This window comes from Chromobacterium sp. ASV23 (assembly GCF_016428945.1).
GTDB classification, from domain to species: domain Bacteria; phylum Pseudomonadota; class Gammaproteobacteria; order Burkholderiales; family Chromobacteriaceae; genus Chromobacterium; species Chromobacterium sinusclupearum.
Genome location: NZ_JAELTR010000009.1, coordinates 21018 through 43714 on the forward strand (window position 1 = coordinate 21018; position 22697 = coordinate 43714).

The following is a 22697-nucleotide window of genomic DNA, read 5'->3' on the forward strand; positions in this document are numbered from 1 at the left end:
GAGAAAATATGAGCACTAACCCCAGTTGCGAATACTGCGATAAGCGCGGCGTACCGATTTTCCCGGCCCGGTATGCGATTGCCCTCCCCGATGCCAATGCTCCGGCGGTAGCAAACAAACCCTCGGTGGCGCTGCCCGATGCGAGCAGCCAATACACGATGAGAACCCTCCGCAGCGGCTACCTCTATGTTTACGATGAGGCGCGCAAACGCTGGGATGACTATTTTGTCACCGAGGATGGCTATTTCTTCAAGACCAGCACCCAAGCCAAAGGTCAGCCGCTGGTTCTACCGAAAAAACCGTTCAGTTGCCCCGATGAAGGACACCGCGCTATCGCCAGTTGCATCACTATCCCCGATGCCAAGCGCGCGACCAAGGTCTGGCTGGCGTTCTCGGACGGTCAATGGACGGAGGCCGTGCGCAAGCGTCATGAAAGCGCAGACTATCGCAAGAAACACATGCGCTGCGTAGACGTCAAAGCATACAGCGCCAGTATCGATGCCAAGCATTGTCTGCCCATCAAGGATGCAGGCAGCAAAATCGCGGAATATGCACTGGATAAAGCGGCTCTGGGCAAGGCCGTGGGCTTCTCTCCCATTCCGCTCGCCAGCAGAAAAGGACGCGCCGAGCGGCTGATCGCGGAAGCAGAAAAACTCGCCCCCGGCAAAGGCTTCATCGTCGCGATTAGCGATCCGGTCGGCATTGCCGCCGAACTCTCCGCCCTGATGATTCATCACGCCAGCGCCTTCGCTAACAAGAAGGAAAACAAGCACCCGCTGATGGCCAGCATGGCTATCAGCCAGATCAAGATGGCCGTGGAGGACCAGGCGCTGGAAGCCGAGCATCAAGCGGCAGAAGAACTATCCAATGACTACCTCTCGCAGCCCGACCTCTCCGTGCTGTTCTCGTCCAGCGCCAGAAAACGCAGAGAGGCCCAGTACGATGCCCTGCGTACGGTCACGCCAGCCGAAGCCAAGCGCGCCCAAAAGCTGGCCTGGGACAAATACCGAGCCAAGTTCAACGAACCGGCCATGCAGGCCTGGCAGGTCAAGTTTGAGGCGGAAAGCCAAAAGTTCGACCAGACCACCATCCAGCCGCTCGCCAAGGCTTATCTGGGTTGGCTAGGCGGTCAGGACATCAAGCAATCTTTCCAATGCAATTACGATGAGGATGATCTAGATAGCGGAGAGGCCTATACGCGGGCGGTCACCCTCGCAGTTTCCGGCGCGCAAGACAAGAAGCTTTGCTTGGACTATCTATCGCAATTGCTATCCGGTAACTTCGAGCCAGAAAACTTCGTGTTAAACGCGACCGTACTCAATCAAAAATCGCTGAAAGACCAGATCAAAAAGGCTGTCGGCGCGCAAAGCATTGATCCGCGCATCTTCCCCGCGGATGCCTATATCGGTTTCCAGGGGGGCGTGGCCGAGAAGATCGCTCACGGTGATACCAGCCTGAATGCCTACCTGCTGACGGTCAGCGCACCCTTGGTCAAGCTGTTCGATGGCATAGCCAACAAGGTGGCACGGCCGCTCTGGACTGCCATGGCGATGCATAGCCGAAAAGTCTTCGTGCAAGTGGAAGTCACCGGCAGCAAAAAAGCCTTCCGCACCCGCTTGATCAAGGAGCTGGTCAAGCAAGGCGGCAAAGCGCTGAATCCGCGCGAGATGGAACGCGCCGTCAGCGCACAGCTGCGTAATCTGCAAGCAGCCGGTGTGCCCTTGGAAGGAACCGAAAAGAAGACGTTTACTCTCTTGCTCGATCCCAAGCAAGTTAGAGGCATGCCTAATGGGCTGACCCCTTCTCAGCAGGCTAAATGGCTGGCAGGCAGTATCCATACCCCGGCTCAGCTGGATAATATCGTCATGGGTGAATGGCGCGCCGCACTCTCCAGCGCCAAGGGCGCGATACCGTTTGCCGGCGGACTGCTGGCAGCCATTTGGCAGTGGGCCGCTTTGGACAAGCTGGGGCAAGATGAACAAAGCGCGATGAGCCACGAGGCAAAAGAGGCTAGCTGGCGTTTGCGTGCAGGCACAACTGCACTTGCAGGGACCATCGTCGATATGGCTGGACAGGGCCTGAAAAAAACTGCGGCCTGGGTGCCGAAGTTTGCCGAAGGCTTGGGTAAGTTTGGAGGTCTACTTAGCGGCCTTGGGCGATTAGGTGGATTCATTGGCGGAGCTATTATGGCATTTTGGGATGGAAAGAATGCGCTTAACTCATTTAGGTCGGGAAAGATTGGGATGGGTTTTTTATACCTAATGTCAATGGGGCTGGGAGTGATAGTTGCATATATGGCACTCGCTAGTGTGTTTCCATTTATTGGCTGGATCGCCATTATTGCACTGATTGGAGTTGCTTTGCTGATTGAACTATTCAAGGATAATAAAGTTCAAGCCTGGCTGGAAAATGGGTATTGGGGTGGGCGAACGTATAAAACACCAGACGAAGAGCAAAAGCAATTAGAATTGGCCGTGGCGGGATAATATGGAATTTACTGGGCAGGCCACTCCGTACGCAATTAATAGGCCGCTTTCGATTGATGAGCGCGATCGTCAATTAAAGCAAAAAGAGAAACTAAATACTGGGCTTTATCATCAGCTTTCGGTTGTTGAGATTAACTCTAACTGGCTGGAGGTGGTTGATAAGTATTTTTTTGACAAGGGATCCTTGACTACAGCCTGGCTAATTCAAGCTGCATTTACTATGTTCGGTTTGTTAATTGGGTTTTATTATGGCCTATCCGCGATAGCATCAGGAAATGCAGAGGGCTGGTACGTATTCATAGTAAATCCATTGCTGTTAATTTTTGTATGGCACACTTGGAAAATAACAAAGAAAGAAATCAACTATACCCACTACCCCATCCGTTTTAATCGCAAAACACGCATGGTTCATGTTTTCCGTCAGGATGGAACCATATTGAGTGTGAAGTGGGATAAGGTATTTTTCACCCAGATTCCTGTCACCTATGGGATGTGGGATATGGTTGGCCATGTGCTGGACGAGGATGGCGTAACAGTGCGCGAAACCTTTGGGCTGCCGGCATGCGCGATGGGAAGTTGGGGACGGGAGAGAGCAAAGGGGTATTGGGAGTTTATCCGCCGCTACATGGAAGAAGGCCCTGCCAGCGTCTCAGATGTGATTAGCGGCTGCCTGCCGATCAAAGACAAGAAAGAAACGCTAGCATTCAGTTTTGAGCGCATCGCTGCTTCTCTCGGCAGCTATCTCAATCCATTCATTCTTTTTTACTATATATTCTATCCCGGCCGGATGATCGCCATGCATTTCAGCAAAATCCCACAATGGCCAGCGGAGATCGAAGCGCAGTGTCCACGTCTTGACGGGCATGACCCATTTTTCAGAGATGCTAGCATGAATGCATAAGGAGGTCTGGATAAGTCGCGGCCTCGCTGGATTTAAGTTCTGCAAGAGTCTGGGCAGTGCAATTTTACTGCGAAGGACGTGCGTAGGTTTTAGGACGAGCCCGTGAAGACCGTAGGTTAATGGGCTGGACTCTGTAGGCTGATATCTTCGCTGCGTCGACATCGCCAGGGCACTCTCGGCTTTCCCTGTATATTTCGGCCTACAGCGGATGATCTCGCGTAGGGCGGATGCCCCGCAAGCGAGGCGATCCGCCGCTGAGTGATTGGCATGTATCTGTCTGCCAAACTTGACCCTCGCGCAGTGTAAGGGGGATAATTCTTCGTTTATTCAAATGCTTAGTCAGCGCCGCCTTGTCAGCTAGAAGGCAGGTGCTACGCAAGGCGCGCGAGTGGTGCTATAGCCCCGGAAAATCGCGCTTTGTGTAGCACCGGCGGGACGGAAATAGGCGGAAATCAGCCGGAATGAACGTAAACAAGACTGTACCCCAAGGCGCTGAAACCCGCGCCAATCAAGGATTTCAAGCAAATAAGCCCTCTCGTCGCCTGAGCGTGGCGCCGATGCTGGACTGGACGGATCGCCACTACCGCTATTTTGCCCGCCAAATTACGCGTCACAGCTGGTTGTACACCGAGATGGTCACCACCGGCGCGCTGCTGCATGGCGATGTGGAACGGCATCTGCGTTTCGATGAGGCAGAACATCCGTTGGCGCTGCAATTGGGCGGCAGCGAACCGGCGGAATTGGCCGCCTGCGCCAAGCTGGCCCAGCAGTGGGGCTATGACGAGGTGAACCTTAATGTCGGTTGCCCGTCCGAGAGAGTGCAGAAGGGCGCTTTCGGCGCCTGTTTGATGGCGGAGCCGCAGCTGGTGTTCGACTGCGTCAAGGCGATGCGAGATGCCGTAGATATCGATGTTACCGTCAAGCACCGCATCGGCATCGATCAGATCGAGCATTACGATTACCTGCGCGAGTTTGTGGACACTGTGGCCGAGGCCGGATGCCGCACCTTCATCGTCCACGCGCGCAACGCCATCCTAAAAGGCCTGAGTCCTAAGGAAAACCGCGAGATTCCGCCGCTGAAATACGACTATGTTTATCGTCTGAAGCGGGAGCGGCCGGATTTGGAAATCCTGATCAACGGCGGGGTGAAAACCAATGCCGAGATCGCCGAGCATTTGAAGCATGTGGACGGCGTGATGGTGGGCCGCGAGGCTTATCACAATCCCTGGCTGATGGCCGAGTGGGACGCGCTGTTCTATGGCGACCAAACCGCTCGCCCGGAACGCGCGGCGGTGGTGGAGGCGATGATGCCTTACGTCACGGCGCGATTAGGCGATGGCAGCAATGTCCGCCACATCGCCCGCCACATCCTGGGCCTGTTCCAGGGGCTGCCTGGCGCGCGCAACTGGCGGCGCATGCTGTCCGACGCCAAGCTGCTGGACGGCGCCGACGCCGGCCTGCTGCGCCAAGCCTACGAAGCGACGCTGCAAGGCCGCCGGGCCTGAATACCGCGATGACCGCCCAACTGGCGGTTGTCGATCCGGGCGGCCTAGTGCCGCCTTTTGTCATTGTCATGCCTGGCATGACCGTCTGGAGGTGAATCCCAATTGAAAAAGTTGCAGAAGTTGATGCTCGCCCTGTCGCTGTCTTCTGGCCTGGCTTGGGCCGGTCCCAATGACGTGCTGCACATCTACAACTGGAGCGGCTCGTTGTCCGACAACATCGTCAAGCAGTTTGAGCGCAGTTGCGGCTGCAAGGTGGTGCAGGACTACTACGGCGACAACGAGGAAATGCTGGCCAAGCTGGCCGCCGGGGCCAAGGGCTACGACATGGTGTTTCCGTCCAGTTTCGTGGTGCAGGCCATGACCAAGCAGAAGCTTTTGCAACCATTGGATCACCGGCAGATTCCCAATCTGAAGAATGTGGCGCCGGCGTATCTGTCGCAAAGCTACGATCCGGGCAACCGCTACACCATCCCCACTGTGCTGTCGCTGACTTCGGTGGGCTACAACGTGGAGAAACTGAAGCAGCTGGGCATCGATCCGACCAGTTGGTCGGTGATTTTCGATCCCAAGGTGCTGCAGAAGATCAAGGGCAAGGTGACGGTGCTGGACAGCTCGCGCGAGGTATTCACCGCCGCGCTGTTCTACCTGGGCAAGGACCCGAACAAGGCCACCGAAGCCGACATGCGCGCCGCGCGCGACGTGATCAAGCAGGCCAAGCCTTACTGGGCGGCGTTCTCCAATGCCAGCTATCTGAAGCAGCTGGCCATCGGCAATATCTGGGTGGCCTTGGGCTATTCCACCGAATTCTTCCAGGCCAGCGAAGATGCGCGCCTGAGCAAGCGGCGCTTCCACATCGGCAATGTATCGCAGCGCGAGGGCAATGAACTGGGCGTGGACACCATGGCCATCACCGCCAGCGCCAAGCGGCCAGACCTGGCGCACCAGTTCATCAATTTCATGCTGGATGGCAAGAATGCCGCCCAACTGACCAACCTCAACGGCGCCACCAATCCGGTGGCTGGCGCCAGCGCGTATTTCCGCGTTGATCTGAAATCCCACCCCGTGATCAACCCGACGCCGGAACAGGCCGGAAAATGGACCGTGCTGCGCGAATTGACCCCGGCCGAGCGCCGCGTGCTGGCGCGGATGTGGACGGAAGTAAAGGTCAGCCGCTAAGCTGGCGGCCTGGCCGGACGCCATGAACGGTAGTCCGGCAGCTTACAAGATAGAAAGAGCGATAAAGATGTTCGACCAACTGGTTCTCGCCAGCAATAACCCCGGCAAGCTGAAGGAGTTCGGCGCGCTGTTCGCCGAGCTGGGCGTCACCGTGCGCCCGCAGCGTGATTTCGACGTGCCGGAATGCCCGGAGCCGCACCACACCTTTCTGGAAAACGCGCTGGAGAAGGCGCGTCACGCCAGCCGGCTGACCGGCCTGCCGGCGTTGGCCGACGATTCTGGTATCTGCGTGGAGGCGCTGGGCGGCGCGCCGGGCGTGTATTCGGCCCGCTTCGCCGGCGAGCCCAAGTCCGACGCGCGCAACAACGCGCTGCTGGTGGAAAAGCTGCAAGGGCAAGCCAACCGCCGCGCCTGGTACTACTGCGTGCTGGTGCTGGTGCGCCACGCCGACGATCCGCAGCCCCTGGTGGCTGACGGCATCTGGTTGGGCGAGGTGCGCGACGAAGCGGCGGGCGAGGGCGGCTTCGGCTACGACCCGCATTTCTACCTGGCGAGCTATGGCGTGTCGGTGGCCGAACTGGACGCCGCCGAGAAGAACCGCGTCAGCCACCGCGGCCAGGCGCTGGCCGCGCTGATGGCCAAGCTCAAGGCGCTGGCATGAGCGTGGCGAATCGGTTGATTGCCTGCAACGCCCGGGATGCGAGATCGCGAAACCAAACGAGCGGCGACGAGATAGTACACGTGGTACAGCGAGGAGCCGCGACGTGCAGGTGACAAAAATATCGCTTTCCGGGCTAGGCGGGCAGGGCGGCCTGCGCGAATTGCCGCCGCTGTCGCTGTACATCCACTTCCCGTGGTGCATCCGCAAGTGCCCGTATTGCGACTTCAACTCGCACGAGCCGAAAAACGGCTTCGACGAGATGGCCTATGTAGACGCGTTGCTGCGCGATCTGGAATACAGCTTGCCGGAAGTATGGGGCCGGCCGCTGACCAGCATCTTTATGGGCGGCGGCACGCCCAGCCTGTTCAGCCCGCAGGCGATGGACGCGCTGCTGGCCGGGGTGCGCGCGCGGATGAAGCTGCATCCGGACGCCGAGATCACCATGGAGGCCAATCCCGGCACTTTCGAGATCGAACGCTTCCGCGGCTACCGCGAGGCCGGCATCAATCGCCTGTCCATCGGCATCCAGAGCTTCGATCCCAAGCACCTGAAGGCGCTAGGCCGCATCCATGACGGCGACGAGGCCAAGCGGGCGGTCGAGATCGCGCTGACCCACTTCGACAACGTCAACCTGGACCTGATGTATGCCTTGCCGGGGCAGACGCTGGACGAGGCGCTGTCCGACCTGAACACTGCGCTGTCCTACGGCATCACGCATTTGTCGGCCTATCACCTGACGATTGAGCCGAATACGCTGTTTGCCGTGCAAACGCCGCAAAACCTGCCGGACGACGAGGTGTCGGCCGACATGCAGGAGGCGATAGAATCCCGCTTGGACGCCGCCGGTTTCGATCATTACGAAACCTCGGCCTTCGCCAAACCGGGCCGGCACAGCCGGCACAACCTCAATTACTGGCAGTTTGGCGACTATATCGGCATCGGCGCCGGCGCGCATGGCAAGATCAGCAGCCACGCCGGCATCGTCCGCCAGATGCGGCACAAGCAGCCGGCGGCCTATCTGAAGGCGGTGGCGGACGGCAATCCGCTGTTCAGCAATCAGAAGATCTCCCGCACTGATCTGCCGTTTGAATTCATGATGAATTTGCTGCGCCTGACCGGCGGCTTTGAGAGCCGCCTGTTCCAGGAACGCACCGGCCTGCCGCTGGCGCTGATCCGCCGCCAGCTGGACCACGCCCAGGCGCAAGGCCTGCTGGACGGCGATGGCGCGATCTTGCGCCCGACGCTGAAAGGCCAGCGCTTCCTCAACGATTTGCTCACCCTGTTCCTGAAAGAAGGAGATGAATAATGGCTAAGGAAATCATCCACACCGACAAGGCCCCGGCCGCCATCGGCGCTTACTCGCAAGCCGTCAAGGCCGGCAACACCGTATACCTGTCCGGCCAGATCCCGCTGGATCCGGCCACCATGGTCGTGGTGGAAGGCGGCTTTGCCGCCGAAACCCACCAGGTGTTCAAGAACATGAAGGCCGTATGCGAAGCCGCCGGCGGCAGCCTGGACCAGATCGTCAAGCTGAATGCCTACCTGACCGATCTGTCCAACTTCGCCACCTTCAACGAAATCATGGGCCAGTACTTCAGCCAGCCGTTCCCGGCGCGCGCCGCCGTCGGCGTGGCCAGCCTGCCCAAGGGCGTGCTGGTGGAGGCGGAAGCGGTGATGGTGCTGTAAGCTTCTTGTTCTGGCTGGAAAGAAAACCCCGCGTTTTGGCGCGGGGTTTTGCTTTATGGCGTGCGCCTAGCGAAACAGATAGCGGGTGAATACAGATCGATCCGTTGCATCGTTTGCATAGAGGCTAATGCGATAGGCATCTGGTTGAGTCAGTTTGGTAACCAGATTATTTTTTAAGATTGCCGAATGTGTTGTGGTGTCATCTGCGCTTTCACTACGACGAATGCCCCAAGGTTGATCTGGCGTGGTGTGTTGAACCATTCTTAAGGCAATGAAATTAAATTTCAGCGAAGATGGAATTTGCCAGTTTAAATTCAATGCCGTGCTGCCATTTGCTTTATTGGCTCTGTCGATTGAAGCATCATCCATAGTGGGAAAGTTGATTTTCTTGAGGTCATTGGAAGTAAATAGCGCAGTATGTAGATAAACATCCCTGCCTGCCTGCTGTTTGAAACCTGCGTCGGAGAAGAAGCGCAACTTCAAGGTTCCTCGGCGGAGCGCTACATTATAATTTTGAATTTCTTGATCATTTGATTCAAATGCGGGGCCGCAAGCAATGGTATGGCTGCTGGGATCTTCGTATCCAAATACCGGCTCATCAGTAAAGCCACAACCAGTTTGAGTGGAAAAGGATTTGAATACCTTGTCGCCAACTAGTAGTTGAGCGCTATGTACTTGTTCTGCAGGCGGATTTTCACTAAATTGTTGCTGCAGGGCTGATGCGCCATATCGTTGAATTGAAACATAAAGTTCACCCATGCGCTTGGCGCTTTTTTTATTAACATCGATCAGCTGTTGCGCGCGGGTTTCCAGATCATAGCTAACCGGAGCATCATTGCCTGCTAGTTTCCAGATACTGTTTTCGTATTTAACTATGGCGTAAAAATTATAGGGTGGTTTTTTGCTCGGTGTAATTGTCATCCTGACTTCGCAACGTTCCGCATTATCGCAGCGTACGATCTGAGGACGGCCATAATGTGTGCCGACTGTATTGTATGAGTTTTGCGAATCGTTAGCATCAGTCTGTTCGGCGGTAATGTATTGGGCCGCATTATCACCAAAGGAGTTGAAGTCCTTGCTCAAGAGGGGCTTCAAGCGATCACTCAGACCATCTGCCTTTTGGTAGGCTGCGGTCAATTGCTTGGCTAAATCATCTAGGCCTTTTAAGTCTGGTAATTTCGCGGGAGCAGTCACTTGTGTTTTGGGTTTCTGAGAGCGATTTACAATCACTTCGTCACCGCCAAAAGCGCTGTGGATGGCAACTTCACCCGGATTATCCCCTGCTGCTACCTTGACGGTTTCCAACAGCTTATCCTGACCGGTCTTGTCAGCCTTGAACGCCGAATGCAGCATATCCAGTTTGCTGTCCAGTCCGTGAGCACTCAGCATCGGAGCCAACGCTGCCTGGAGATTGGCGCTGCTGGCGCTAAGTTTGTCGCTGGAGAGCTTGGCGGCGCAGCTATTGTCTGCGAAGCAGGCTGACGCATCGCCATCGATACTCATTGCCACGATGGCATCTGTCAGCGGCGTGACATTGGTGGTGCCAGCTTGGGTCACCACGGAATGCAATATAAGGTTTTGGCCGCCCGCGGTGCCGCTGGCTTCGATTAAAACAGGGGCTTTCAAGGAACTTAGGTCGGCTTTGTAGCTGCCATCGTCGCCCGTCGAAGCGGTGAGGGTTTTGCCGTTGACGTCTTTGAATGTCAACTGAGCATCTTCCAGCGGCGCGCCTGTCGCGACCGTGCCGCTGACGGGGCCAACTCCCTGAGCGACGGGCGCGGCGCCGCCGTTGTTGCTGGTGTTGGAGTCGCTGCCGCCACCGCCACCGCAGGCGGCCAAAAGCAGAGCGCTGCCCACGGCGAGGGGCAGGAGTTTCATCGTTGTATTCATCACGAAATCCTTAGTCTAGATGTGTCCATCGAGCCAAGATGCAGAATTGTTATTTTTTATTTCCGCGCAGAGTCTACTCTTATGCTTATGGTATTGCATCAGAACGCTTGACCTTGCTTGATGAAGGGCATGAGGGGCTTTGTGCAGGAAGAGCTAGGAAATAGCTGAATGGGCTGTCGATTTCATATGGGTTGAAATATTTTCAGGCGCAGCAAGAACTTGCTTTGGTGTAGATGCCAATTTCATGTAATTTTTGAGGGAGGCAATATTGTTTCGATCTGAACTATTGCGCTACTCGTAGCGTCGCTAAATTTGAGACAGCCTGGTGCAATCAGATCAGCAAGGCGCAGTTTTTGTGCCAACTCGTCACGAGGAGGCGGCACGACTTGTGGCCAGTAGCGTCAAATGCTCCTGCCTTGGCATGGTGACGACATGATGCCAAGCGGAGTGGGTGATGCGGATCCTGATGCTGCTGGGAATGGTTTTGGCCGATCAAGCGTGGGCCGCGCAGGTTTATAAGTGCCGCGAGCCCGATGGGCGAATCGCTTACAGCCAGCAGGCTTGTCCCTTGGGTAGCCAGCGCATCGAAATGAATGCTCAGCCGTTCAGCGTGGTGGAGCAGGATGAGCGTGACCGCGCCGCCACGCAGCGCTATCGGCGCGACTTGGCGGACTGGCTGGGCAAGCGGGAGAAGGCGCAGCAAAAAGCCGAAGCCGCTGCCGAGCGCGAGCGTCGCGAGGCGCGCAAGAAATGGCTGGCGGAGCGGGAGCGCTGCCGTCGCCTGGGCGACAAGCAGCGGGCGTTGAGCGAACAGATGCGGCAAGCGGCCTCGCGCAAGGCGGCGGATCGGGTACAAATGCGTCTTGCCAGGGTGGAGGATCAGATGCAGGATCGGGCATGCCATCTATATAAGGAGGACTGATGAGCGTTTACCGATACCGCATCGTCAATGTGTTTGCCGAGCAGCGTTTCGGCGGCAATCCCTTGGCCGTGTTCACCGATGCCGGCGGCTTTTCGGAGCGGGACATGCAGCTGATCGCCCGGCAGTTCAATTTGTCGGAAACGGTGTTTCTGTTTCCCGGCGACGCCGAATGCGCCGCCAGCCTGCGCATCTTCACGCCGGGTTATGAATTGCCCTTTGCCGGCCATCCCACCTTAGGCGCGGCGGCTGTGTTGCATGACATGGGCGAGTGCGGCGACGCGTTCACGCTGCGCACACGATCTGGCCTGATTCCCATCACGCGCCGCGATGGCGTGTTCGGGCTGCGGGCGCTGAGCGCCCAGTCTGCGCCATCGGGTTTGTCGCCCGCGGCTGTCGCCGCGATGTTAAACCTGGATCAGGCCGATCTTGCTGGCCCTGCCGAGTGGGTCGATGCCGGTGCCAAGCAATTATTGGTGCCCCTGGCCAGCCGGGAGGCGGTGCTGCGGGCCAAGCCGGAGCCGGAAAATTTCAAGCGCAACGCGGCCAAGACGCCGGGCAAGGCGATTGCCTATCTCTGGCACCAGCAGGACGGCGTAGCCACGGTGCGGCTGTTCTTCGAGCAGCTGGGCGCGGTGATCGAGGACCCGGGCACCGGCAGCGCCTGCGCCAACTTGGGCGGCTGGTGCGCGCTGAACGGCCTGGCGCCTTTGGTCTGGCGCGTTGAGCAGGGCGAGGCTATCCAGCGGCCTAATGTTCTGTATCTGGAAGTAGGAACGGATGGCTCTGTGCTGGTCGGCGGCCGCGTCATGGCGATGGGGGAAGGGGTGTTGCAACTGTGAGGCTGACTTGACGGTTGGTCCGCCAATTGGCATCCTAGAGCCGCTACTCCAAACTGTTGTTTCATAATAAACGAACGAGGAAAACATCATGATTCGAATCGCCAAAGCCGCTTGCGTGGCAGCCGTGTTCGGCCTGGCCAGCCAGATGGCTCTGGCTGGCAGCGCCGCCGGCCTGTGGAAGACCATCGACGACGAAACCCATCAGGCCAAGGCGCTGGTGCAGATCAACGAAGGCCCGAACGGCGAGTTGAACGGCAAAGTCATCAAGCTGTATCAACACCCGGATGCGGTGTGCGACAAGTGCGACGGCGCTAACAAGGACAAGCCGGTCAACGGCATGCAGATCCTGTGGGGCCTGAAGAAGGATGGCGAAGAATGGAGCGATGGCAAGATTCTTGATCCGAAATCCGGCAAGATCTACACCTCCGGCGCCAAGCTGATCGAAGACGGCAAGAAGCTGCGCGTGCGCGGCTACATCGGCCCGTTCTTCCGCAGCCAAGTGTGGGAACGTCAGCAGTAATCGTTGCCGGCTGATTGGCACGACGAGGCGGAAGCCGGCGCAAGCCGCTTCCGCCTTTGTCATTGTTGGGTACAATCGCCTACATGAATTCGCCGCTCGATCTTGCCAATCAGCCGCCGGCCGCGCCGGCCGCGCTGGTCAAAAAACTGGAAAAGCTGGGCATCCGCCGCCGCTTCGATCTGGTGCTGCATCTGCCGCTGCGCTACGAGGATGAAACCCACCTCTACCCGATTGCCGACGCGCCCTATGGCCAGCCGGTGCTGGTGGAGGGCACCGTCACCGCGCACGAGGTCAGCTACAAGCCGCGCAAGCAGCTACGGGTGCAGATCGAGGATGGCAGCGGCACGTTGATGCTGCGTTTCATTCATTTCTATCCCAGCCAGCTCAAGCAGTTTGTCGAGGGCAACCGCATCCGCGCGCTGGGCGAGATCCGCCGCGGTTTCGTCGGCGACGAGATGGTGCATCCCAAGACGCGCGAAGTCCGCGAGGGCGCGCCATTGGCGGAAAGCCTGACCCCGGTCTATCCCACCGTCAACGGTCTGACTCAGCCGGTGCTGCGCAAGCTGGTGCATGCCGAGCTGAAGTCGCAAAAGCTGGACGAGCTGTTGCCGGCGCCGCTGCTGTCGCCGCTGGCGCTGCAGCCGTTTTCGGAGGCCATCCGCCTGTTGCATCAGCCGCCGCCAGAGTGGTCGGCGCAGCAGTTGGCCGATCCGCAGCTGCCTGCCTGGCAGCGCTTGAAATTTGACGAATTGCTGGCGCAGCAGTTGTCGATGCGTTTGGCCTATCGCGCGCGGCGGCTGGGCCAGGCGCCGCGCATTGTCGGCGATGGCCGCCTGACCGAAAAACTACTGACCCAGCTGCCGTTCAGCCTGACCGGCGCGCAGCAGCGGGTGCTGGACGAGATCCGCGCCGATCTGAAACAGCCCCACCCCATGCACCGGCTGCTGCAGGGCGATGTCGGCAGCGGCAAGACCATCGTCGCCGCGCTGGCGGCGCTGGCGGCGATCGAAGCCGGTTACCAGGTGGCGCTGATGGCGCCGACGGAGATCCTGGCCGAGCAGCATTATCTGAAACTGTCCGGCTGGCTGGAGCCGCTGGGCATCAAAGTGTCCTGGCTGTCCGGCAGCCTGCGCAAAAAGGCCAAGCAACTGGCGCTGGATGAGATCGCCTCCGGCCAGTCGCGGCTGGCGGTCGGCACCCATGCGCTGTTTCAGGATGATGTGGCCTTCCACAAGCTGGGCTTGGCTATCGTCGACGAACAGCACCGTTTCGGCGTCGGCCAGCGGCTGGCGCTGCAGGACAAGGGCGAGGAGCCGCACCAGCTGATGATGTCGGCCACGCCGATTCCGCGCACGCTGGCGATGAGCTTCTACGCCGATCTGGACGTGTCGGTGATCGATGAGCTGCCGCCGGGGCGCACGCCCATCGTCACCAAGCTGATCGGCAGCCCGCGCCGCGCCGAGGTGGTGCAATTCGTCGAGAAAACTTGCGCCGAGGGCAATCAGGCCTATTGGGTATGCCCGCTGATCGAAGAATCGGAAGCCTTGCAACTGCAGACGGCGGTGGATTGCCATCAACAGCTGCTGCAGGATTTGCCGGGGCGGCGCATCGGGCTGGTCCATGGCCGCTTGAAGGCGGCGGAAAAGGCCGAGGTGATGGCGGCCTTCGCCGCCGGCCAACTGGACGTGCTGGTGGCCACCACGGTGATTGAGGTCGGCGTGGATGTGCCCAATGCCAGCCTGATGGTGATCGAACACGCCGAGCGCATGGGCCTGGCGCAGCTGCACCAGTTGCGCGGGCGGGTAGGGCGGGGCAGCGCGCGCAGCGTATGCGTGCTGCTGTTCGAGAACCCGCTGTCTGACCTGGCCAAGGCGCGGCTGAAAGTGATCTACGAGAATACCGACGGCTTCGAGATCGCTCGGCAGGACTTGCAGATACGCGGGCCGGGCGAGTTTCTGGGCGCGCGGCAGAGTGGTTTGCCCATGCTGCGCTTTGCTGATCTGGAGCAGGATCAAGCCTTGCTGGAGGCGGCGCGCGATCTGGCCCCTATTCTGCTGGAGCGCTGGCCGCAGGCGGCGGAGGCGCATCTGGAGCGCTGGCTGGCGGGACGGGAGCAATTCTTGAAGGCGTAAAAAAAATCCGCCGCGATTGGGGGCATCGCGGCGGCGAGGGAGGATTGCTGCAAACAAAAGAAACCATTGATGAAGCGCGTTCATATTAGCAATTCATGAATTAATGGTTCAAGCGTAGACAAACAAGCCGTTGACCTGGATCAAGCATGAAAAAAGCCGCTCAAGGAGCGGCTTTTTGACAGAGGCGGCGGCTTGGGTCAGAACCACTGCGCCGCCAGGTAGTACATGCCGCCGGCCAGCAGCATCGCCGCGGGCAGGGTGAAGACCCAGGCCAGGGCGATAGAACGCACGGTGCTCATTTGCAGACCGGCCTTGTCGGCGACCATGGTGCCGGCCACGCCGCTGGACAGCACATGGGTGGTGGATACCGGGAAGCCAAACCAGCTGGCCAGGCCAATGGACACCGCGGCTGTAGTTTGCGCAGCCACGCCTTGGGCATAGGTCATGTCCTTCTTGCCTATGCCTTCACCCACGGTTTTCACCACGCGTCTCCAACCTATCATGGTGCCGATGCCCAGCGACAGCGCCACCGCCACGATCACCCAGGTCGGCGCGTATTCGGTGGTGGTGGTCAGGTCCTTGCGCAGATTGCTCAGCAGCTGCTTTTCGTCGGAGGACAGATTGGGCAGCGCCGCGGCATTCTTGGCCGCATCGTCCAGGCATAGCAGCTGGGTGCGCACATCCCAACGCTGCGAGGCGCTCAGATGGTGATAGTCGGTGCTATCCCCCATCAGCTTGATCAATTGGCCGGCAGTGGCCACAGTCTGCTGCGGATGGCACTCGTACTGGCTTGTGCCATTGGTCTTGACCATGATCTTGGACAGCTCCATCTCATGGCGCTGGTAGAACTGCTGCAGATGCACGGCGGCATCGCGAGTGCGATCCAGCTGGTACGGCGTGCTGTCCAGGTTCAGCACGAACTTGGCCGGCACGATGCCGATCAGCACCAGCATGATCAGGCCGACGCCCTTCTGGCCGTCATTGGAGCCATGGGCGAAGCTGACGCCCATCGCCGATACGATCAGCATGAAGCGGGTCCAGAACGGCGGATGCTTGCGGCCTTCCACCTGCTGGCGCTGGTATGGCGTCTTGTGCACATTGCTGTGCGGCCGGTAACGACGCAGCAGGATGACGATCAAACCCGCCGTGACGGCGCCGACCACTGGCGAGACCAGCAGCGAGGCGCCGACGTCGATGGCCTTGCCCCAATTGACGCCATGGGACAGCGCTGTGTGGTTGATCAGGCTGTTGGCCACGCCGACGCCAAGGATGGCGCCGATCAGGGTATGGCTGGACGAGGCCGGCAGGCCCAGGTACCAGGTGCCCAGATTCCACAGGATGGCGGCGGCCAGCAGCGCGAACACCATGGCCATGCCGCGGCTGGTGTTCACCGAGATCAAGAGGTCCACCGGCAGCAGGTGGACGATGGCATAGGCCACGGCCAAGCCGCCGCTCATCACGCCGAGGAAGTTGCATACCCCGGAGTAGAACACGGCGAGGCGCGGCTTCATCGATTGGGTATAGATGACGGTCGCCACCGCGTTGGCGGTGTCGTGGAAACCGTTGATGAACTCAAAAGCGAGCACGAAGCCCAGAGAGAGCACCAGGGTGATGACTACATGGGTGTCGAGCCCGGAAAACAGGTCCAGCATGGCGAGTCAGTGTTTATCGTAAAGGCGGGATTGTTGGGGTCTGCGGGGGAGCCGTCAAGTTTAAATAAAAAAAATATAAAGCGTGTGGTTTTGCCGACCCAATCGACAGAATCCGCTTGACAGCGCCGCCTGGCTGGCAGGGTAAGTCCTTGATTTCTGTCGATGTCATCATCATTGATGGGTGAAGAAACAAAAGGCCCCAGCATGGGCTGGGGCCGATTGTTCGACAGCTTGGCAATCAGCCGAACTTGCCGGTGATGTAGTCTTCGGTGGCCTTGACCTGCGGCGCGGTGAAGATATTGTCGGTCTTGCCGAACTCGATCATTTCGCCCAGATACATATAGGCCGTGAAGTCGGACACCCGCGCCGCCTGCTGCATATTGTGCGTGACGATGGCGATGGTGTAGTCCTCTTTCAGCTCATGAATCAGCTCTTCGATGTGGGCGGTGGAGATCGGGTCCAGGGCCGAGGTCGGCTCGTCCAGCAGCAGCACTTCCGGCTTGGACGCCACCGCGCGGGCGATGCACAGACGCTGCTGCTGGCCGCCGGACAGCGAGTGGCCGGACTGCTTCAGCTTGTCCTTCACTTCGTCCCACAGCGCGGCCTTGCGCAGCGCCCATTCGACGCGGTCTTCCATCTCGCCCTTGGACAGCTTCTCGTACAGCTTCACGCCGAAGGTGATGTTGTCGTAGATGGACATCGGAAACGGCGTCGGCTTCTGGAACACCATGCCGACCTTAGCGCGCAGCAGGTTGACGTCGATGTCGCGGCCCAGGACGTTCTGGCCGTCCAGCAGGATCTCGCCCTCGGCGCGCAGGCCGGGGTACAGCTCATACATGCGGTTGAAGGTGCGCAGTAGCGTGGATTTGCCGCAGCCGGACGGGCCGATGAAGGCGGTAACCTTGCGCGGCGCGATTTCCAGCTGGATGTTCTTCAGCGCATGGAAGTTGCCGTAAAAGAAGTTAAGGTTGCGAACCTCGAGCTTGGAGCTAGGGGTGGTCATGGTTGTCATGCCTTAATTCGATTGATTCTTGCGACCGCCCATCCAGCGGGCGACGATATTCAGGGTGAGGACGCTGAAGGTGATCAACAGCGAGCCGGCCCAGGCCAGGGCGTGCCAGTCTTCGTACGGACTCATCGCGAACTGGAAGATCACGATAGGCAGGTTGGCCATCGGTTGGTTCATATTGCTGTTGAAGAACTGGTTGTTCAGCGCGGTGAACAGCAGCGGCGCGGTTTCGCCGGAAATGCGCGCCACGGCCAGCAGGATGCCGGTCATCACGCCGGCCTTGGCCGAGCGCAGCGTCACCTGCATCGTCACTTTCCATTGCGGCGCGCCCAGCGCGGCGGCGGCTTCGCGCAGGCTGTTCGGCACCAGGCGCAGCATGTTCTCGGTGGTGCGCACCACCACCGGAATCACCAGGATGGCCAGCGCGCAGGAGCCGGCCCAACCGGAGAAGTGGCCCACCGACACCACGTAGACTTCGTACACGAACAGGCCGATCACGATGGACGGCGCGGACAGCAGAATATCGTTGATGAAGCGGGTGGCCGGCGCCAGCCAGCCGCGCTGGCCGAATTCTGCCAGATAGATGCCGGCCAGGATGCCGATCGGCGTGCCGAACAGCGTGCCGAAGGCGGTCATCACCAGGCTGCCGTAAATGGCGTTGGCCAGGCCGCCGGTGCTGCCGGGCGGCGGCGTGCTTTCGGTGAACACCTGCCAGTTGATGCCGGACAGGCCGTGCTGCAGCAGCGTGATCAGGATCCAGAACAGCCAGAACAGACCGAAGACCATGGTCAGCATCGATATGGTCATGGTCAGCTTATTGGTCAGCCGGCGGCGCCGATAGATGGCGCTATCCATCTTCAGGCCGGATGCGGCGGCAGCGGTAGGCAAGGCGTCGTTCATTGTCGCTTGGCTCATCGTTGTGACGTCTTTCATATCAGGAAGGCTTGCCTTCCTGCTTCTTCAGGCGCAGCAGCAGCAGCTTGGAACAGGCCAGCACCACAAAGGTGATGAAGAACAGGATCAGGCCCAGCTCGATCAGCGAGCCGATGTACAAATCGCCGTTGGCCTCGGCGAACTCGTTGGCCAGCGAGGAGGCGATGGAGTTGCCCGGCTCGAACAGGCTGGTCGTGAAGCGCGAAGAGTTGCCGATGACGAAGGTGACCGCCATCGTTTCGCCCAGCGCCCGTCCCAGGCCCAGCATGACGCCGCCGACGACGCCGGTCTTGGTGTAGGGCAGTACGACGTGGCGCACGACTTCCCAGGTGGTGGAGCCCAGGCCATACGCCGATTCCTTCAGCATGGTGGGCACCACTTCGAATACGTCGCGCATGACCGAGGCGATGAACGGAATCACCATGATGGCCAGGATCAGGCCGGCGGTGAACAGACCGATGCCCATCGGCGCGCCCTGGAACAGGAAGCCGACCAGCGGCGCGTCGCCCAGATGTTCGATGAACCACGGCTGGATGTGGTCGGCGAAGAACGGCGCAAACACGAACAGACCCCACATGCCGTAGATGATGGACGGAATGCCGGCCAAGAGCTCGATGGCGATGCCCAGCGGGCGTTTCAGCCAGGCCGGGCACAGCTCGGTCAGGAACAGGGCGATGCCGAAGCTGACCGGCACGCCGATCAGGAGCGCGATGATGGAGGTGACCAGGGTGCCGAAGATGGGCACCACGGCGCCGAACTTCTCCTGCACCGGATCCCATTCCGAGCTGGTCAGGAAGCCCAGGCCGAAATGTTGGATGGTCGGCATCGCGCCGATCAGCAGCGAAATGAGAATGCCCACCAGCAGCGCCAGCACCAGGAAGGCGAAGCTGCGGGTGGTCACGCGGAAGATTTTATCCAGCAACAGCTGATAGCCCAGCTGCTGTTGATTGTTGAGTTTTTGCATGTGTCGTTGTCTTGGTGGTTCAGACACAAGGCCGGAGAGAGCTTGCTCCCCCCGGCCTGAGTGCGACGCTCAGCGTGTCGCGCTATCAGTTCCAGACGGTTTTGCCGCCATTATCGGTGATTTGCTTCCAGCTGGTGCGGATCACGGTTTTCACGCTGTCCGGCATCGGGATGTAGTCCAGTTCCTGAGCGGTCTTGTCGCCGTTCTTGTAAGCCCAGTCGAAATACTTCAGCACTTCGGTGGCTTGAGCCGGCTTGTCCTGCTTCTTGTGCATCAGGATAAAGGTGGCGCCGGCGATCGGCCAGCTGTCCTTGCCCGGCTGGTTGGTCAGCAGCAGGTAGAAGTTCGGGGCCTTTTTCCAGTCGGCATTGGCGGCTGCGGCTTTGAAGGAAGCCTCGTCCGGCTTCACGAAATTGCCAGCCTGGTTTTGCAGCAAGCCATAGGACAGCTTGTTCTGCTTGGCGTAGGCGTACTCGACATAACCGATGGCGCCCTTGATGCGGGACACGTAGTTGGCCACGCCTTCGTTGCCCTTGCCGCCTACCGAGCTGCCCTTCCAGCTGACCGCGGTGTTGGAGCCGACTTCCTTCGCCCACTCCGGCGAGACCTTGGACAGGTAGTTGGTGAAGATGAAGGTAGTGCCGGAGCCGTCGGAACGACGCACCACAGAAATGCGCTGGTCAGGCAGCTTGACGCCCGGGTTCAGCTTGGCGATGGCCGGGTCGTTCCACTTGGCGACCTTGCCCATGTAGATGTCGGCCAGTAGCGGGCCGGAGAATTTGATCTGGCCAGCGGCGATGCCCGGGATGTTATACACCGGCACCACGCCGCCCATCACGGTCGGGAATTGAGTCAGGCCGGACTTTTCCAGTTCTTCCGGCTTCAGCGGCATGTCGGACGCGCCGAAGTCCACGGTCTTGGACTGGATCTGCTTGATGCCGCCGCCGGAGCCGATGGACTGGTAGTTCATATTGTTGCCGGAGACGCCCTTGTAATTGGCCGCCCACTTGGCGTACAGCGGGTAGGGAAAGGTTGCGCCTGCGCCAGTGATGTCTGCTGCGTATACCGAACCGGCGATCAATACGGAACCAAGAGCCGCGGCGAGACGTACGGACTGTTTCATGCTTAACTCCCGAAGTGTAATGGGCTGCTGTTGTAATGGCCGCCATCGTATAGCTCAAATCTTTCAGTAATATTACAAGTCGTAAATGCTTGATCCAGCTTCATTGGAGACGCTTGCCGGCTGCGCTATAATGCGCGCCATCTTCTTTTAATAAAGATGGGGAGAGTGGCATGTCCGGCAAGCTGGTGATTGGCAATTGGAAGATGAATACGCGCGCCGACAGCGCGCAGGCCCTGGTGTCCGCGCTGCTGGACCATGCCGCGACCAATCGCGAAGGCGTCGGCATCGCCGCGCCCGCGGTGTATCTGGCCGCCCTGGCCGAATCCCTGAAGGGCAGCCGCCTGGCCTTGTCGGCCCAGGATGTCAGCCGCTTCGCCGCGGACGGCGCCTATACCGGCGAAACAAGCGCCGCCATGCTGGCCGACATCGGTTGCCGCTACGCGCTGGTTGGCCATTCTGAGCGCCGCCAGTATTTCGGCGAGGACAACACCGCGTTGCTGCAAAAAATGCGCAATGCCATCGCCGCCGGCGTGACGCCGGTGCTGTGCGTGGGCGAGACGCTGGAGCAGCGCGAAGCCGGCCAGCATCTGGAGGTGATTGCGGCGCAGCTTGCTATCCTGCCGGAATTGACCGATGGTGATTACGTCATCGCCTACGAACCGGTGTGGGCCATTGGTACCGGCAAGGTGGCGACGCTTGAGCAAATCGCCGAAATTCATGCATTCATCAAAAACTGGTGCTTGCAAAACATTGGCAGCTCCGATAAGATTCGCGTCCTCTACGGCGGCAGTGTCAAAGCGGAGAACGCCGAGGCGATTCTGGCGACGAAAAACGTCGACGGCGCATTGGTCGGAGGGGCCTCGCTGGACGCCGATTCATTCAGAGTGGTTTGCCAAGCCGCAGGAAAATTGATATAGTATGGAACTTCTCAAGACGCTTATTTGGATTGTAAACCTGCTGTCCGCAGTGAGTATCATCGTCCTTGTTCTGATGCAGCATGGCAAGGGTGCGGATATGGGTGCGGCTTTTGGTAGTGGTGCGTCCGGCAGTCTGTTTGGGGCGTCTGGCTCTGCGAATTTCCTGAGTAGAACCACCGCGGTCGCCGCGGCAGTGTTCTTCTGTACAGCCATGGGTCTGGTATACCTTTCCGGGGGCGGAAAGCATGACCTTGGTGTGATGGGTGGAAAGATTGAACAGGTTGCGCCGCAAATCCCGGCAGGCGCGCCTAATAAAAACGCTTCCGGAACGGCTTCCAAGATTCCGGAGTGACAATTTAAAGCTTTGCTGTGCCGACATGGTGAAATTGGTAGACACGCTATCTTGAGGGGGTAGTGGCGAAAGCTGTGTGAGTTCGAGTCTCACTGTCGGCACCACCATTCAAAAACAGGCCACCGGGACTCCGGTGGCCTGTTTTATTTGGAGCCAAGAGGGGGTGACCCCTCTTTTTTTGGGGGTGTACGGGAAATGCTGCAAAACTACTTTCCCATTCTGATGTTTGTCATTGTCGGACTGTTGGTCGGTGTGGGCCCTATTGCCTTGGGCAAACTGCTCGCGCCCAATCGTCCCGACTCTGAGAAACTTTCTCCATACGAATGCGGCTTCGAGGCCTTCGAAGATGCCCGCATGAAGTTCGACGTCCGTTACTACCTGATCGCCATCCTCTTCATCCTGTTCGACCTGGAAATCGCATTCCTGTTTCCGTGGGCCGTGGTGCTGAAGGACTTGGGCGTGTATGGCCTGGGCGTGATGGTCGAATTTCTCGCCGTGCTGACGCTCGGCTTCGTCTACATGTGGAAGAAGGGAGCTCTGGAATGGGAGTAGAAGGGATTCTGGAGAAAGGCTTCGTTACCACGACAGCCGACAAGCTTATCAACTATACCCGCACCGGTTCGCTGTGGCCGATGACCTTTGGTCTGGCCTGTTGCGCGGTGGAAATGATGCACGCCGGCGCGGCGCGTTACGATCTGGACCGTTTCGGCATCGTGTTCCGCCCCAGCCCGCGGCAAAGCGACCTGATGATCGTCGCCGGCACGCTGTGCAACAAGATGGCGCCGGCCCTGCGCAAGGTGTATGACCAGATGGCCGAGCCGCGCTGGGTGATCTCGATGGGGTCCTGTGCCAACGGCGGCGGGTACTACCATTATTCCTATTCCGTTGTTCGAGGCTGTGACCGCATCGTGCCGGTCGATGTCTACGTGCCGGGCTGTCCGCCGACGGCCGAGGCGCTGCTGTACGGCATCATCCAGCTGCAGAACAAAATCAAACGTACCAACACCATCGCCCGCTAAGGTAGAAACT

At 59.1% G+C, this 22697-nt stretch carries 21 protein-coding genes and 1 tRNA gene; 16 read left to right on the plus strand and 6 right to left on the minus strand.

Annotated features, from left to right (window positions below; all coding sequences use genetic code 11):
* The first annotated feature begins 8 nt into the window (after positions 1-8).
* The 7 genes from JHD59_RS06115 (at position 9) to JHD59_RS06145 (ending at position 8415) form a co-directional block, all read left to right on the plus strand.
* Positions 9-2486 carry a T6SS effector BTH_I2691 family protein gene (locus tag JHD59_RS06115; RefSeq protein ID WP_199153584.1) on the plus strand — a complete coding sequence of 826 codons (2478 nt, stop codon included), beginning with the start codon at positions 9-11 and terminating at the stop codon, positions 2484-2486.
* Position 2487: 1 nt separating this feature from the next.
* Positions 2488-3387 carry a DUF6708 domain-containing protein gene (locus JHD59_RS06120; RefSeq protein ID WP_199153585.1) on the plus strand — a complete coding sequence of 300 codons (900 nt, stop codon included), beginning with the start codon at positions 2488-2490 and terminating at the stop codon, positions 3385-3387.
* A gap of 461 nt (positions 3388-3848) precedes the next feature.
* Positions 3849-4892: a tRNA dihydrouridine(20/20a) synthase DusA gene (dusA, locus tag JHD59_RS06125; RefSeq protein ID WP_199153586.1), complete on the plus strand. Its 1044-nt coding sequence runs from the start codon at positions 3849-3851 to the stop codon at positions 4890-4892.
* 102 nt (positions 4893-4994) lie between these two features.
* Positions 4995-6068, plus strand: a complete 1074-nt coding sequence (locus JHD59_RS06130) for a PotD/PotF family extracellular solute-binding protein (RefSeq protein WP_103318386.1) — start codon at positions 4995-4997, stop codon at positions 6066-6068.
* A 67-nt stretch (positions 6069-6135) separates the two neighbouring features.
* Entirely contained in the window at positions 6136-6729 is a 594-nt protein-coding gene (gene rdgB, locus JHD59_RS06135) for an RdgB/HAM1 family non-canonical purine NTP pyrophosphatase (protein WP_199153587.1), read from the plus strand.
* A 103-nt stretch (positions 6730-6832) separates the two neighbouring features.
* Positions 6833-8035: a radical SAM family heme chaperone HemW gene (gene hemW, locus JHD59_RS06140; protein WP_199153588.1), complete on the plus strand. Its 1203-nt coding sequence runs from the start codon at positions 6833-6835 to the stop codon at positions 8033-8035.
* Positions 8035-8415: a RidA family protein gene (locus JHD59_RS06145; RefSeq protein WP_103318380.1), complete on the plus strand. Its 381-nt coding sequence runs from the start codon at positions 8035-8037 to the stop codon at positions 8413-8415. Before hemW ends, JHD59_RS06145 begins: the two co-directional genes overlap by 1 nt.
* A 66-nt stretch (positions 8416-8481) precedes the next feature.
* Here JHD59_RS06145 and JHD59_RS06150 read toward each other — a convergent pair whose 3' ends face one another.
* Complete coding sequence (locus JHD59_RS06150; protein WP_199153589.1) at positions 8482-10305, minus strand: carboxypeptidase-like regulatory domain-containing protein; 1824 nt, start codon at positions 10303-10305, stop codon at positions 8482-8484.
* Positions 10306-10759: 454 nt separating this feature from the next.
* On the opposite strand from JHD59_RS06150, the gene JHD59_RS06155 reads away from it, so the two are divergent.
* The 4 genes from JHD59_RS06155 to recG all read left to right on the plus strand — a co-directional run bounded on the left by JHD59_RS06155 (position 10760) and on the right by recG (position 14718).
* Complete coding sequence (locus JHD59_RS06155) at positions 10760-11227, plus strand: DUF4124 domain-containing protein (protein WP_199153590.1); 468 nt, start codon at positions 10760-10762, stop codon at positions 11225-11227.
* Complete coding sequence (locus JHD59_RS06160; protein WP_199153591.1) at positions 11227-12066, plus strand: PhzF family phenazine biosynthesis protein; 840 nt, start codon at positions 11227-11229, stop codon at positions 12064-12066. Before JHD59_RS06155 ends, JHD59_RS06160 begins: the two co-directional genes overlap by 1 nt.
* 88 nt (positions 12067-12154) lie before the next feature.
* Complete coding sequence (locus tag JHD59_RS06165; protein WP_103318371.1) at positions 12155-12586, plus strand: DUF2147 domain-containing protein; 432 nt, start codon at positions 12155-12157, stop codon at positions 12584-12586.
* Positions 12587-12669: 83 nt separating this feature from the next.
* A complete protein-coding gene (recG, locus tag JHD59_RS06170; RefSeq protein ID WP_199153592.1) occupies positions 12670-14718 on the plus strand; it encodes an ATP-dependent DNA helicase RecG in 2049 nt (682 codons plus the stop codon).
* 197 nt (positions 14719-14915) lie between these two features.
* On the opposite strand, the gene JHD59_RS06175 is transcribed toward recG, so the two are convergent.
* The 5 genes from JHD59_RS06175 to pstS all read right to left on the minus strand — a co-directional run bounded on the left by JHD59_RS06175 (position 14916) and on the right by pstS (position 20399).
* Positions 14916-16370, minus strand: a complete 1455-nt coding sequence (locus tag JHD59_RS06175; RefSeq protein ID WP_199153593.1) for an inorganic phosphate transporter — start codon at positions 16368-16370, stop codon at positions 14916-14918.
* A 238-nt stretch (positions 16371-16608) separates the two neighbouring features.
* Positions 16609-17382, minus strand: a complete 774-nt coding sequence (gene pstB / locus JHD59_RS06180; RefSeq protein ID WP_199153594.1) for a phosphate ABC transporter ATP-binding protein PstB — start codon at positions 17380-17382, stop codon at positions 16609-16611.
* A 3-nt stretch (positions 17383-17385) separates the two neighbouring features.
* On the minus strand, positions 17386-18294 hold the full coding sequence (gene pstA, locus JHD59_RS06185; protein ID WP_368671535.1) for a phosphate ABC transporter permease PstA: 909 nt from the start codon (positions 18292-18294) through the stop codon (positions 17386-17388).
* 19 nt (positions 18295-18313) lie between these two features.
* Positions 18314-19276, minus strand: a complete 963-nt coding sequence (gene pstC, locus JHD59_RS06190; RefSeq protein WP_199153595.1) for a phosphate ABC transporter permease subunit PstC — start codon at positions 19274-19276, stop codon at positions 18314-18316.
* Positions 19277-19361: 85 nt separating this feature from the next.
* The gene (gene pstS / locus JHD59_RS06195; protein ID WP_103318361.1) at positions 19362-20399 is read right to left on the minus strand and encodes a phosphate ABC transporter substrate-binding protein PstS; all 1038 of its coding nucleotides are present in this window, start codon (positions 20397-20399) and stop codon (positions 19362-19364) included.
* Between the two features lie 170 nt (positions 20400-20569).
* Here pstS and tpiA point away from each other — a divergent pair, with 170 nt between their 5' ends.
* The 5 genes from tpiA to JHD59_RS06220 all read left to right on the plus strand — a co-directional run bounded on the left by tpiA (position 20570) and on the right by JHD59_RS06220 (position 22687).
* A complete protein-coding gene (tpiA, locus tag JHD59_RS06200; RefSeq protein WP_199153596.1) occupies positions 20570-21316 on the plus strand; it encodes a triose-phosphate isomerase in 747 nt (248 codons plus the stop codon).
* A gap of 1 nt (position 21317) precedes the next feature.
* Positions 21318-21668: a preprotein translocase subunit SecG gene (secG, locus tag JHD59_RS06205; protein ID WP_043623651.1), complete on the plus strand. Its 351-nt coding sequence runs from the start codon at positions 21318-21320 to the stop codon at positions 21666-21668.
* A 19-nt stretch (positions 21669-21687) separates the two neighbouring features.
* A tRNA-Leu gene (locus JHD59_RS06210) sits at positions 21688-21772 on the plus strand.
* A gap of 91 nt (positions 21773-21863) precedes the next feature.
* Positions 21864-22220: an NADH-quinone oxidoreductase subunit A gene (locus JHD59_RS06215; protein ID WP_043580265.1), complete on the plus strand. Its 357-nt coding sequence runs from the start codon at positions 21864-21866 to the stop codon at positions 22218-22220.
* Positions 22211-22687, plus strand: coding sequence for an NADH-quinone oxidoreductase subunit B family protein (locus JHD59_RS06220; RefSeq protein WP_019103471.1), 477 nt, complete (start codon positions 22211-22213; stop codon positions 22685-22687). The genes JHD59_RS06215 and JHD59_RS06220 overlap by 10 nt, the downstream gene beginning before the upstream one ends.
* Positions 22688-22697: the final 10 nt, after the last annotated feature.

Excerpts from the sequence above, each read along its gene's own strand:
- JHD59_RS06115 (WP_199153584.1), top strand. The coding sequence starts at position 9 with ATGAGCACTAACCCCAGTTGCGAATACTGCGATAAGCGCGGCGTACCG.
- JHD59_RS06120 (WP_199153585.1), top strand. The coding sequence starts at position 2,488 with ATGGAATTTACTGGGCAGGCCACTCCGTACGCAATTAATAGGCCGCTT.
- dusA (WP_199153586.1), top strand. The coding sequence starts at position 3,849 with ATGAACGTAAACAAGACTGTACCCCAAGGCGCTGAAACCCGCGCCAAT.
- rdgB (WP_199153587.1), top strand. The coding sequence starts at position 6,136 with ATGTTCGACCAACTGGTTCTCGCCAGCAATAACCCCGGCAAGCTGAAG.
- JHD59_RS06145 (WP_103318380.1), top strand. The coding sequence starts at position 8,035 with ATGGCTAAGGAAATCATCCACACCGACAAGGCCCCGGCCGCCATCGGC.
- JHD59_RS06150 (WP_199153589.1), bottom strand. The coding sequence starts at position 10,305 with ATGAATACAACGATGAAACTCCTGCCCCTCGCCGTGGGCAGCGCTCTG.
- JHD59_RS06155 (WP_199153590.1), top strand. The coding sequence starts at position 10,760 with ATGCGGATCCTGATGCTGCTGGGAATGGTTTTGGCCGATCAAGCGTGG.
- JHD59_RS06160 (WP_199153591.1), top strand. The coding sequence starts at position 11,227 with ATGAGCGTTTACCGATACCGCATCGTCAATGTGTTTGCCGAGCAGCGT.
- JHD59_RS06165 (WP_103318371.1), top strand. The coding sequence starts at position 12,155 with ATGATTCGAATCGCCAAAGCCGCTTGCGTGGCAGCCGTGTTCGGCCTG.
- recG (WP_199153592.1), top strand. The coding sequence starts at position 12,670 with ATGAATTCGCCGCTCGATCTTGCCAATCAGCCGCCGGCCGCGCCGGCC.
- JHD59_RS06175 (WP_199153593.1), bottom strand. The coding sequence starts at position 16,370 with ATGCTGGACCTGTTTTCCGGGCTCGACACCCATGTAGTCATCACCCTG.
- pstB (WP_199153594.1), bottom strand. The coding sequence starts at position 17,382 with ATGACAACCATGACCACCCCTAGCTCCAAGCTCGAGGTTCGCAACCTT.
- pstA (WP_368671535.1), bottom strand. The coding sequence starts at position 18,294 with ATGAGCCAAGCGACAATGAACGACGCCTTGCCTACCGCTGCCGCCGCA.
- pstC (WP_199153595.1), bottom strand. The coding sequence starts at position 19,276 with ATGCAAAAACTCAACAATCAACAGCAGCTGGGCTATCAGCTGTTGCTG.
- pstS (WP_103318361.1), bottom strand. The coding sequence starts at position 20,399 with ATGAAACAGTCCGTACGTCTCGCCGCGGCTCTTGGTTCCGTATTGATC.
- tpiA (WP_199153596.1), top strand. The coding sequence starts at position 20,570 with ATGTCCGGCAAGCTGGTGATTGGCAATTGGAAGATGAATACGCGCGCC.
- secG (WP_043623651.1), top strand. The coding sequence starts at position 21,318 with ATGGAACTTCTCAAGACGCTTATTTGGATTGTAAACCTGCTGTCCGCA.
- JHD59_RS06215 (WP_043580265.1), top strand. The coding sequence starts at position 21,864 with ATGCTGCAAAACTACTTTCCCATTCTGATGTTTGTCATTGTCGGACTG.
- JHD59_RS06220 (WP_019103471.1), top strand. The coding sequence starts at position 22,211 with ATGGGAGTAGAAGGGATTCTGGAGAAAGGCTTCGTTACCACGACAGCC.